Below are 12,399 nucleotides of genomic sequence, written 5' to 3'. Positions count from 1 at the left end.
ATGAATTTTATCGCCCAAATTATACATAATAAATCCATCTCGCCTAACGCTGGCCGAATGATGCTATCATTAGACTCAAAATTATATATCAAGGCCTTTAATACAATCGAACCAGGACAATTCATCCATTTAAAAATTAATAATGAGTTACTTCTACGCCGTCCGTTTAGTATATATGACGTTTTGCAAAATAAAAAAATAGAAATTATATATCAAGTAGTTGGTCAGGGTACAAAATTAATGCGTCAATTGAAACCAGGCAAAAAACTAACTCTTTTTGGACCTTTAGGAAAAGGGTTTAAGCTAACTCCTAATACAAGACATGCTATCCTAGCCGGGGGAGGTATCGGCATTGCCGGATTGCACTTATTGTTAAAATACTTAGTCCATAGTAAATGCTATAATATAACTGTTCTGCTCGGGGCACGGACTAAAAATCAACTTTATTGCTTAACTGATTTCAAGCGGCTATCCACAAATATCCACGTCGCTACTGAAGACGGTTCAGTCGGGATCAAAGGGATGGTCACTGATTTACTTAATAAAACCATTAATAGCCAACATGGGAAACCGGTTATATACTCCTGCGGGCCAATACCAATGATAAATGCAATTTGTAATATCGTCACGAAGTACAATATTCCGGCACAAGTCTCTATGGAATCCCGAATGGGTTGCGGAATAGGTCTATGCCGGGGATGCGTTTGCAAAGTTGTTAAAAAACCAGGTTCCTGGGATTGGGCCACTGTTTGTAATGAAGGTCCCGTTTTTAAAGCAGACAAACTTTACAGACGTTAGTAATTTAGCCCTCTTTTTTTCTTGACCCTCTCTTCTTATTCTGATATTTAAAATATCGTCTATGGATATCTTTAATAAATGTTTCAATTATACTAGAGCTAAAGAAGCTAAGGAAAAGGGCTATTACCCTTATTTTAAAGCTATTCAATCCGGAGCCGATGTAGAAGTAATTATCGACGGAAAAAAGATGATTATGATTGGCTCCAATAATTACCTGGGCTTAACCCAAGATAATCGAATTAAAGAAGCGGCTATAAAGGCTATAGAAAAATACGGTTCGGGCTGTACTGGTTCAAGATTTCTAAACGGGACGCTCGATATTCATGAAGAACTGGAATCTAAACTTGCCCAGTTTATGAACAAACCAGTTTGCCTGGTTTTCTCTACAGGATTTCAAACTAATCAAGGTGTAATATCTACATTGGTGGGTAAAGATGATACAGTCATTATTGACCGTGCCGATCACGCCAGCATCGTAGACGGATGCCGGCTATCCTTTGGCCGAACAATAAAATACAAGCACAATGACATTGAAGATTTGGAACGTATTCTTAAAGATCTAGCTAATCCAAAATCAGCACTGGTAATAGTGGACGGCGTATTCAGCATGGAAGGTGATATTGCAAACTTAACAGACATTGTAAAACTAAAGAAAAAATACGGTTTTCGATTGATGGTTGACGACGCTCATGGAATTGGCGTTCTGGGCAAGAACGGCCGTGGAACAGCCGAATATTTAAATATCGAAAGCGATGTTGATTTGATTATGGGCACGTTCAGCAAATCATTTGCATCACTAGGCGGATTTATTGTCGGCGAAGAACCAGTCATTAGTTATATTAAGCACCTCTCAAGAGCATTAATATTTTCAGCTAGTATGCCACCTTCCGCTGTAGCCACCGTATTGACAGCCCTCGACATCTTAATAAAAGAACCTAATCGACGCGAACGTCTTTGGCAGATTACCCGTAAGATGCAGCATAATTATAAGGCCTCGGGTTTTAATATTGGTCATACTCAAACTCCTATTATACCGTTAATTCTGGGCAAGGATATGCTTACTTTTGAATTCTGGAAACAACTTTTCAATAACGGGGTTTTTGCAAACCCTGTTATCAGCCCGGCTGTACCACCTGATGGATCTCTTATCCGAACCAGCTATATGGCTACCCACACAGACAATGAATTAGATAAAGTTATGGAAATATGTGTAAAAACTGGTAAGAAGCTGGGTATAATTTAAATATGATCTCGGTTAAACAACTTCCTTGCCACCCTTGGCATGATTTTATATATTTACCCTGGACTGCCCGGCTCTATAAGGATAATCTAAACTGGGTCCCAAACCTGATCAGCGAAGATAAAAAATTGCTCACCCCTAACATACATCCATTCCATCGGCATGGCCAGGTCCAGCTATTTGTTGCGTATTCTGACGAAATGAAACCCTTGGGCCGTATTGCAGCTATTATTAACGAAGCTCATAATAAACTATATAATGACCAAGCAGGATTCTTTGGTTTGTTTGAGTGCATCAACGATAAAGCTGTAGCACAAGAACTCTTTACTGCGGCTGCAGGATATCTTAAAAATAAGGGTATGAAAATAATGCGAGGGCCGATGAATTTTTCTACTAATGAAACCTGCGGATTGCTCGTAGAGGGCTTTGACTCTCCACCAATGTTTATGATGACTTATAACCCGAGTTATTATATGCGGCTTTTCGACGATACTGGATTAATAAAATCGAAAGACCTTTTTGCCTGGTATGTCGATGACACTTTAGTCATACCCAACAAAATGATTAGGGTAGCAGAACGTGTCAAGTCTCATCTCAGGATTACCGTCCGCCGGGCTAATATGAAACACCTTGATACAGAGATCAAAATCATCCAGGAGGTTTATAATAAAGCCTGGAGCAATAACTGGGGGTTTGTTCCCATGACGGATGAAGAATTCGAATATATGGCAAAGGATATGAAAAAAATCGTGGATCCGTCTCTTTTACTGATAGCTGAGGTTCAAAGTAAACCGGCTGGTTTTTCATTAGCATTACCGAATTTTAATATGGCCCTCAAGCATATTAATGGACGTTTGTTTCCTTTTGGCATATTTAAACTGCTTTGGCATATTTATATTAAAAAATTTAACAATGTCCGGGTAATTACCATGGGTATTATCCCTGAATACCAAAAACGCGGGATAGATGTGCTATTTTACTTGGAAACTATAAAAAATGGGATGGCTCGTGGGTACAAAGCAGCTGAGTTATCGTGGATCTTGGAAAACAATGTTTTGATGAATCGCACGATTGAATCATTAGGCGCCCGGCTTTACAAAAAATATCGACTTTATGATAAGGCGCTTTAATACCAGGCTGACAATTAACCCTGTTTTATCCGATAAAGCCAAATACCTTTGTTTGATATAACTAGTATTCCTTCAGAAATACGGCAAAGTATTACCCGGTTAGAATAATCCGGTTGGTTTAGCCCTACCGGTAATTTCATACCAATTGGTTCAGATTTACCTGGCGGAATATCTTGAATTATAATACTCTGCTCTACCGGGAAATATACATGGCTATTGGTTATAAATCCCGGGCTAATTTTTGTATCATTATTAGTTGAAACTTTCTGGCTGAGCGAGCAGTTACAGATTGATTCCATTGATATCTTCCAAACAATCTTTCCATTTTCTATATTTATGGCAATTAAATCGCCACCTTGAATTAAAACCGTATCACCTGCGCAACCTATTATAGATACAATTTCGGTCCGTGGCACATATTCATGTGTTCGCCGATCTTGATTTTGATATTTCATAGTCCCAGTTGTACGGTTAATATTAATCACCTGTTGCCATTTTATTCGACCAGAGACTATATCAAATCCAAACACCTTTCCAGAATATATTGACTGCACCACTGCAATATCACTTCTTATAATGGGAGGATTACGCATGATCTCAGTAATCTGTTTAGCAAACCCATAATAATCTTCTGATAACTGAATAATTTCTGCTGTGTTGTAATCATTCACCCACATTATTTCTCCATCTTCCGCATTTATAACAGATAAAACGGATGGGGTAAGCAAGTAAATAAAACCTTTATTTTCGGCAATCCAGGATGCATCCACCAAATTGCCTTGAATGCCTTTGCTGACACGATTAAGCGAATATATGTTTTTTTTATACATAAGATGCCCAGTATCTGCTTCATAACATAACATGCAAAACTGCCATTCATTATTATTTTTAAAAAATCCGCACAAGTACACATTTCCCCCATAAAATAAAGGGGCAGATACTCCACTTTCATTAAAACTAAGCTTTGATCTCCAAAGCTCCTTAAGCTCTGGTATTTTTAAAGCAAGCAACAACCCTTCCCTAGATTTAGTAAAAATTGTTGCATAAAGCCTTTTCCCCGAATCGTTGATTATCATCCTTGTATTATTTTTTATGTTTCCAAAATTAGCTTGCCCTCCTGCTAAACTTGGCGCAAAAAATGAGGCTATTTTACCACTCTCTAGTTCCACCGATGCAATAAACATTCCAGCATTAATATACGCTTTCCCATCTGTCATCAAGGGGGAACATAAAGAAAACTTTGACGGCTCAGCAGTATTCATAGAGTTATCTGCATGATTACCGGTTTTCTCTTTATTAGCTAAAAATAACGTCTTAATACTTTCAAATGGGCAATACCAGGATAATTCCAGCATAGGGTTTGCAACTAAAGGTATATCCGGAGGCTCAAAATTATTGGCATTGTTGCTCCCAAGCTTTAGCCGATCAGTTATCTTCTCTGGCACAATAATATTTTCCAAACTAAAGCCTTGCTTAAGACGAGTTTCAGCTTTATCTGCACTCAAGTTACGCCAGTGGGAATTTTCAATGGCCATGCGATAATACCTTATCGATTTATCATATTGGTTGGACTCAGCAAAATAGTCTCCCGCTAGAATAGAAGCATCTATTAAACCATCTCCCAGCGGATTCGCATTTATCATTTCAGTAACAGACCTGATATCACCTGATTCCCGGAACTGATTGATGGCATTTTTGAATTCAACTCGCCTAATTTCGTCAAACATATCTCTATAAATTTGCCGGCCTTCTATCGGATAGGATTGCAGTCGCCGAATATAATATTGTTTAATACCGGCATAGCAATTAACATTTATATAACAAAGTGCTTCCGGGTATTTTTTAATTAAAAATTCATAACGCTCAATAGCTTCACGCCATTGCATTTTCGCCTCATATTCAGATGCTGTTTTTAGATAGCTAACAACCTCATCGGTCTCAAAATAAATATAATTATTGCTGCTTGCGCCTATTAAATCTGCAGCAAATAGAAACATTGCAACAATTATAGAGCTGAAAAATATCGTAAGTTTATGCTTTGGGATGGAAAAAAGATAGCTTGGTTTGACCGTATTCTCTAATATCATATAAAACCAGCATTTTAAATTCTGCATCACTGAATTGCTTTTGGGAATGCTCTACAATCACCCTCCCATCCGGATTAACCAGACCTTTTTCTACCAAAGAGTCTAAAAGTTCTATTAGCCTTGGCCGTATTAAATTATCATTATAGTATTTATACGGGGGGTCAACAAAAATAACATCTATCAATCTATTTGATGCAAGATGTTCACTAATACTAAAAGCATTAATAAAAAGCACTTGAGATTTATCATTAACCTTAAGTTTAGCTATATTTCTACTCAGTACGTCAAAACATCTTCGGTTATTCTCTGAAAATATGCAGAAATCAGCACCGCGACTTAAAGCCTCCAACCCCAACGCACCCGTACCTGCAAAAAGGTCTAAACAAACCGTTCCAGGAATGATTGGAGCCATTATATTAAAAAGAGAGTTACGCATTCGGGCTAAGGCCGGACGCACACTGTTGTCATCAAGAGAAAATAAATTCATTCCTTTGGCTGAACCACCTAATATTTTCATAGAGACCCCTTTATTAACGCTTTACGTCGAAGCAAATGATGATATGCCTGAGCAAAACGGTGCGCTTCATCGCGTAGATACTGGAATATTTTCATACCTTTTTCGGAAATACTAATCTCTTTAATTTTACCATTTTCAAATGTATATAATTTTTCGTTCTTCTTCGCTAAAGCTATAAAAATCGGAAGCTTTGTCCTGTCCTTAATGTTGTAGAGCACTTCTATTACAGTATTTAGGTGCCCCTTACCACCATCTATTAAAATAATATCCGGAAAACTATTTTTTTCATTAAGCTGTCGCTGGATGTAACGAGTAATAACTTCTTTTATTCTATAATAATCATCCGCCTGCCCTTCTATTGCGGTCTTAATGCGGTAACGCCGGTACCCATCCTTGTAAGGCAGCCCATCATAAAATGTAACTATTGCACCAACAGCCGCAGTGCCTTTGATATCAGAAATATCGATAGCGGCCATAAATCTTGGCAATTGATCCATTTTTAGTGCACATTGAATAGCCTTAATTCCTGATAATTTATCAGAATTAAGCATTTGTTCTCCAGGCAAACTATTTTGCGCTATTCTTTTTAAAATATCCGTCTGATGCCGACATCTAGTAATTAATTCTGGCCTCCCCCGCGACTTGTCATTCTTTAGCTTATTTAATAAACCTGATTTATAATTATCCAAACTACCATTTAAAAACTGCTTTAATAAACTGATACTAGATTGGTAGTCTGATGAACTAATTCTCTTCAGACATGGTGCGGCACATAAATCAATATGGTGCAATAAACAACCTTTTTTATTATCCATTTGCCGACAAACTCGAAACCTAAATACACGCTGAAGCACTTTTAGAACAACCCGAAGATTTTTAATGTTCACAAATGGCCCAAAATACTCTATATTCTTGTTCTTTTCTATGCCATACTCTCGCACAATAAATACGCGAGGAAATTTTTCTTTGCTTATGGCAATACCCGGAAATGACTTGTCATCCCGTAAACGTACATTATATTTCGGCTGCTCATCCCGCACTAACCGTGCCTCTAAAAGCAAAGCTTCAATTTCCGAACCAGCAATCTTGTATTCGATATTCTTCACCCGGCTCATCAAAGCAAAAGTTTTATTGTCCAGTGCTTTACTGAAGTAGTTTGCCACGCGATGCTTGAGGCTTTTTGCTTTACCCACATAAATAATATCATTTCTCCTATCCCTCATTATATAAATACCAGGATTTTCTGGGAAATTATTTATTGACTTCTTTAGCCGCTTAATGGCCATAAATAGTTTTTATTTTAACAATCATCTGCTCCCTGGTAAACAACTTAATAAATCTATCAAAGCCATTCTGCCCCATCGTATTAGCTAAAACGGGATTATCTATCAGCTTTTGTATTGCCACAGCCAATGCTTGCGCATCTCGCGGAGCAACCAGTATCCCGCTTTTACCGTTTTCGACTATCTCTGGAATGCCATTTACATTTGAAGCAATCACCGGCTTCTTCATCGCCATCGCCTCTAGCAAAACCAGCCCAAATGACTCATAAAGTGATGGCAAAACCACTATATCCATTTTACTCACGAAAGGATGAATATTTTCGACAAGTCCGGTAAATGTTACCAATGATGTTATCTGTAATTGCTCTGAAACTGAGTGCAGATATTTTCTCTGACCACCATCACCAACCACTAATAAATTAATTTGAGGGTATTGGGGTTTAAGAATACTTATGGCCTTCAAAAGATATTCCTGCCCTTTTTCCGGACTAAGCCGTCCTATTACACCAAGAATTGGCTGGCCTTTTATTTCTGGTATCTTATCCGCCCCATTGACCAGAGCATCTAAACCATTATAAACAACTCGGAATTTCTTGTCCGGTGCTAAACCCAACATAACTTGGTCCTTCTTGTCAGACTCAGTAAGAGCAATAACTGTATTGCTACACCAACAGGTTAATTTCCAAAACCAGTAAAAAATACTCATTGATAGTCCGGTTACCTGAGGGATTTGAGCATCAGCAGAAAATATATGTCCATGTGGCGACCAAATAATATTGGGGACTCCGGTAAGTTTTGCCGCCAAACATCCTAAAAACCCAGCCTTAGAGGTATGACAATGCACAACGTCCGGATTATAGCTGCGGAAAAACCAGTATAATCTGATTAATGCTATCGTATCTTTGAAAGGAGCAATACCACGAACTAATTGGGCTAACTGCCTTATATTAATGTTAGATATAGACTTAAACTCTACCCAGAGTGACCCCTCAACTCCGGTTTCAGTTCCGCTAATAAGCGTAATGTCATATTTATCTTTAAGTGATGCTATAATATCAAAACAAACCTTCTGCGCCCCACCTCTTATCAAACGGGTAATGACATAAACAATTTTCCTACGTCTATTTCCCGAATTTGTTAGCATATAATTTAGAAATTTGTTTACCTGCCGCACTAACGACATCATCTACAGCTATCCGTTCCATGCAGGCGCGGGTAGCGCATTTCAAGTTGTGGCAAGGCCAGCAATCTATATCTTTGCGGACCATTATAAAATTAGTTTCCGGCGCATACGTACCTAAGGCCGGCCAGTTACCCGGACCAAAGATTCCAATGGTCGGCGTTTTCATGGCTACAGCCATATGCATAGGACCAGTATCATTACTTATAAAAAGATGGCATCGCTCCATTAATGCGGCCGCCTGTTTAAGCGTAGTCAGCCCAGCTGCAATAAACGGCTTCTTTTTCATTAATAATGTTGCCTGCTCAATAAGTGATATCTCCGAACGCCCTCCCGTAAAAACAATTTTAGCGCCATACTTCTCTGACAAAATATCCGCGACAGCGGCGAATCGTTCCAGCGGCCAACTCTGTCTGACTAAAGCCCAAGGGTTTGCGCCAGCATGAATTCCGATTAATAACTTGTCATTTAAATCAATGTTCTTATCGAGTAATTCCCGCGCGAACTTACGATCTGCTTCAGTTATCCAGACTTCAGTCTGGCGGTTACTAGTATCGACGCCCAGCGCCCCAATAACATCTAATGACCGATCTACAAGATGCCTCATCCTAAATGCGCTGTCTGGAACGCGTATATTCATCAATAATGAGTGCCTATCCGTATCCAACCCGACTCTAATCGGAGCCCGGCTAAAACAGCCAATCATCATCGGCCGAATCGCATTCTTAAAACCATAAAGCATATGCAAATCTACAAATATATCATATCGCCGCTGAAGCAACGTTTTAGCTAATCGAAGTTCTTCTATAAAAGACTTGATATTCATCGGTAAAGCCATCAGGCTTTTCCTGCGGTAAGTATACAACTCACGGAAAGGCAGAAGCTCGTCCACATAAGGCGCTCCCCGAACCACCTCAGCCCCCGGCTCTTCGGATAACAGAGTGATGCGAGCATTAGAAAAATGAGCCTTTAATGCTCTAAAGACCGGCGTGGCCATAACCACGTCGCCTATACCACCTAATCTTAATACCAAGATAGACTTTATTTTTTTAGGTGCTAACATACTGCTCATTCTAATATCCAAGCTGTTACAATCACCACGCACGTCATCATCATCAGGTACCAACCCAGTTCTTTTTGAACCAGTTCCTTCTCTTGACTGCCAAAAAAAACCTGCTCTAAATCATTTCTCGAATTACCGCTGTTATTAGATTCATCTTCTCCATAAACTGCCCCTATATCCAACCCTTCACTTTTTATTTTATTTACTATATTAGCCCAGAATATCGGAAAAGAAGTCATTAACGCCCAATTACTATCTTTATTCCATTCTACATCAAACCCGATTATCAGGCAATACTTTCCATCTTTAGAAAATTCGCCCACTATAACATCATCCATGCTTTTCACCAAAGGCTTAAAATGATCACGGTCATTTATCATCAAGCGCTTCGCGCTTTTAACATGGATATTATCTAAATTAACACAAGTAAATATCGGGGCGGTCTGATCTGTTATCGCAAGGTTAGTTGGCGTGATTAACCCGGATACATCATATAATAACTGCAATTCTCTCCCGAAGTTCTTACCGTCAGGAGGGTTTATAATCACGCTTCGTGCGGGCAACACCCCGGGCATTATATCATTAAATATACACAAATCATACTTATCCATATCCAAAGCTGAGATCAGAACAAATTGGTCATAACTGATGTAATTAACCTGGCCTGCTCCATTCGCCGCCACCAATGCCTTTAATACTGCTTCATTCTTAGCCCCGATTAAGCATATCTTCAATCCTTTTTCCCCAACCCACACTCGAACCTCATTATCAGCCATCAACTCATCTCTAATATTAATCCTTATCGTATATTCTTTCTGTTTGTCCGGAATATCCGAAAATACTATCGGATATTCACCCCCGGCCGGTATATTTACATTAATGCTGCTTATTATTTTGCCATCATTATCATATAGTTCCGCCGGAAAATAGGCGCTTAATCCGGAATAATTCCTAACCATAGCAAATATATCAACAAAGCCCGGCTTATTGGGAGTCGGTGAGTCGTTGGCTTTAATAATTGCCTTATTATTCGATGGTCCTCCCACCAAGATAAATAATGGTTTAAAAGATAATAGACCAAGTACTTCCTCCGGCGGCATTTTATCAGAGCAAATTATCAAAGACAAAAGCTTCTTCTTGCTTTCCGCGATAATGGATGAATTAATCTGTTTTATCAATTCATCAAAATTACCGCCTATCTTAGCAAATTTTATATCCTTTAAGTATTCAACAGCTGATTGCTTGTTTAAACCATTAAGCGCACCCTGCAAATGAACTACAGAAACCGTATCGCTCTGGTTTAATCTGGACAGAACATCTTCAATCTTCTCCTGGACAATGCTCAATCTCGACTTGTCGGTATCGGATACAAAGCTGCTCATGCTAACCGAATTATCAATCAGAACAATAACATGCCTGGGCGTTTCTTGATTCAAATAAATACCCGGCTGCGCCAGGGCCAGCACCAGTAAAACAACAACCAATACATAGCATACCATCGAAAGAACCCACTGCCAGCGCGTTCTGGACGAAGTCTCGGCGTCAGGCAGTTTACGCCAGAGTATGACACTGCTCACCAAAAGATGTATCGGCCGCTTATACATCCAGACTAGCCAGACCACCAGCGGCGTAACCAGCAAACCCAATAACCATAGCGGATTCTGAAATATCATATTTCAATCACTATTAATAATCATCTTAACAGCCCGCCCGCCTTAAGGAAGTTCACAACTATATCTTCCAGCGGAGTCGAGGTCCTAACGTAAAAATATTGTATATCATGCTGATGAGAAAAACTCTTCCACTCATCCGAATATCCGGCTAACCGTTTCTGGTAAGCGTCCTTGACCGACTTATCCATTTTTATCAGCCGCGACTCGCCAGTCTCGGCGTCGTGCAGAACCGCCCGGCCGCCAAACGCCGGATTCGCCTCCGGCTCAGATATCACATGCATCACATTAACCTGAAACCCGCGTTTAATGAACCTGATAAGCGCGTCATGCGCAGATCTGGAATCATCCTCCAGCAGGTCAGAAACTAATATCAATAACCCCTTCCTGACCAGGGATTTGTCCATCTGGCTTAAAGCCGAACCAATATCTGTCCGGCCGGCTGCCGGCTGTTTCCCGACAAACCCCAGCAGTTTTGACAAATCTTTATCAGCCCTGAATACCGTCGATAAAATTATCCGTCCGTCTGACCCGGGGAACAACCCAAATTTCACGTCGCCACCCAGAACCAGTCCAGCATATCCCATTACCACTGCCAGTTGCTTGGCATAAACTGACTTGTCACGCATTGACTCAGAATTGTCTACCAGAACATACACCGGCCTCGACTGCTCGCTGGCAAACTCCTTTACATACAACTTCTCCGTCCGCCCGAACAGGTTCCAGTCGATATACCTTGTTTCGTCTCCGGCCGAATAGCCCCGATGGTCCAGAAACTCCACCCGTCCGCCCTTCTGACGAGATACCCGCTCGCCGGCCGTGCCAGCCATCAGAACTTTTTTAAGCATCTGCTTGATGGCCTCCAACCGCTTTAAGAAATCATTGTCAAATATTTCTTCTTTCATAATCCCTGTTTATCAATTTATAGTATTCGAACCTAAAATTGTCAATTTAAGTGACTCATAATCCGGGTCTGGCGCTATTCCTGGTTTTTGGCAGATTTCTCATTATTTCCTTGACATTATTTTAAATATTCGTTTAATTGCACCTTATGCCATTAACGATAGAAAAGAAACAAGATGTTGTAAAGAAGTACCAGGTGCACAAGAACGACACCGGCTCGCCAGAAGTCCAGGTAGCTATCTGGACGGAGTGGATAAATGAACTGACCGAGCATTTCAAACGCCACCCCAAGGATAATAACTCTCGCCGCGGGCTCCTCGTGATTATCGGCAAGCGTTCGGCACTCCTCAAATACCTGTCCAAGCAAGATCCGGTCAGGTATCAGAAGCTGATTAAACAGCTTGGTATCAGAAAATAATGTGGATGATTTGAGTAGGCTTGGATATTATCAAACCTCGTTTATTAAATTAAACCATAATATTCAGCTTTCCTCCATAGGCGACTGTCCGTCCGACAGACGGCCATCAG

General features: G+C 40.0%; 11 protein-coding genes. 4 read left to right on the top strand and 7 right to left on the bottom strand.

Annotated elements, in window-relative coordinates:
* The 3 genes from WC980_06770 (at nt 1) to WC980_06760 (ending at nt 3,168) form a co-directional block, all read left to right on the top strand.
* Nucleotides 1-798 (top strand): dihydroorotate dehydrogenase electron transfer subunit, encoded by a 798-nt coding sequence (locus tag WC980_06770; protein ID MFA5794751.1) that lies wholly within the window; start codon nt 1-3, stop codon nt 796-798.
* Between the two features lie 61 nt (nt 799-859).
* Nucleotides 860-2,041, top strand: coding sequence for a pyridoxal phosphate-dependent aminotransferase family protein (locus tag WC980_06765; GenBank protein MFA5794750.1), 1,182 nt, complete (start codon nt 860-862; stop codon nt 2,039-2,041).
* 2 nt (nt 2,042-2,043) lie between these two features.
* Nucleotides 2,044-3,168, top strand: coding sequence for an N-acetyltransferase (locus WC980_06760; GenBank protein MFA5794749.1), 1,125 nt, complete (start codon nt 2,044-2,046; stop codon nt 3,166-3,168).
* A 14-nt stretch (nt 3,169-3,182) separates the two neighbouring features.
* Here the strand turns inward: WC980_06760 and WC980_06755 are convergent, their stop codons facing one another.
* The 7 genes from WC980_06755 to WC980_06725 are packed head-to-tail and all read right to left on the bottom strand — an operon-like array spanning nt 3,183 to nt 11,873.
* Complete coding sequence (locus WC980_06755; GenBank protein MFA5794748.1) at nt 3,183-5,255, bottom strand: PQQ-binding-like beta-propeller repeat protein; 2,073 nt, start codon at nt 5,253-5,255, stop codon at nt 3,183-3,185.
* Nucleotides 5,200-5,772, bottom strand: coding sequence for a 16S rRNA (guanine(966)-N(2))-methyltransferase RsmD (gene rsmD / locus WC980_06750; protein ID MFA5794747.1), 573 nt, complete (start codon nt 5,770-5,772; stop codon nt 5,200-5,202). The genes WC980_06755 and rsmD overlap by 56 nt, the downstream gene beginning before the upstream one ends.
* The gene (locus WC980_06745; protein ID MFA5794746.1) at nt 5,769-7,058 is read right to left on the bottom strand and encodes a GIY-YIG nuclease family protein; all 1,290 of its coding nucleotides are present in this window, start codon (nt 7,056-7,058) and stop codon (nt 5,769-5,771) included. Before WC980_06745 ends, rsmD begins: the two co-directional genes overlap by 4 nt.
* Complete coding sequence (locus WC980_06740) at nt 7,048-8,199, bottom strand: glycosyltransferase family 4 protein (GenBank protein ID MFA5794745.1); 1,152 nt, start codon at nt 8,197-8,199, stop codon at nt 7,048-7,050. The genes WC980_06745 and WC980_06740 overlap by 11 nt, the downstream gene beginning before the upstream one ends.
* A complete protein-coding gene (locus WC980_06735; GenBank protein MFA5794744.1) occupies nt 8,177-9,298 on the bottom strand; it encodes a glycosyltransferase family 9 protein in 1,122 nt (373 codons plus the stop codon). Before WC980_06735 ends, WC980_06740 begins: the two co-directional genes overlap by 23 nt.
* 5 nt (nt 9,299-9,303) lie before the next feature.
* On the bottom strand, nt 9,304-10,971 hold the full coding sequence (locus tag WC980_06730) for a BatA domain-containing protein (GenBank protein ID MFA5794743.1): 1,668 nt from the start codon (nt 10,969-10,971) through the stop codon (nt 9,304-9,306).
* A gap of 20 nt (nt 10,972-10,991) precedes the next feature.
* The gene (locus tag WC980_06725) at nt 10,992-11,873 is read right to left on the bottom strand and encodes a DUF58 domain-containing protein (protein ID MFA5794742.1); all 882 of its coding nucleotides are present in this window, start codon (nt 11,871-11,873) and stop codon (nt 10,992-10,994) included.
* Nucleotides 11,874-12,019: 146 nt separating this feature from the next.
* Here WC980_06725 and rpsO point away from each other — a divergent pair, with 146 nt between their 5' ends.
* Entirely contained in the window at nt 12,020-12,289 is a 270-nt protein-coding gene (gene rpsO, locus WC980_06720; GenBank protein MFA5794741.1) for a 30S ribosomal protein S15, read from the top strand.
* Nucleotides 12,290-12,399 lie beyond the last annotated feature (110 nt).

Source organism: Candidatus Brocadiia bacterium, from assembly GCA_041658285.1.
Taxonomy (GTDB): domain Bacteria; phylum Planctomycetota; class MHYJ01; order JACQXL01; family JACQXL01; genus JBBAAP01.
Note: the sequence above shows the minus strand (reverse complement) of the source record. Positions and strands in the feature narration are given on the sequence as shown.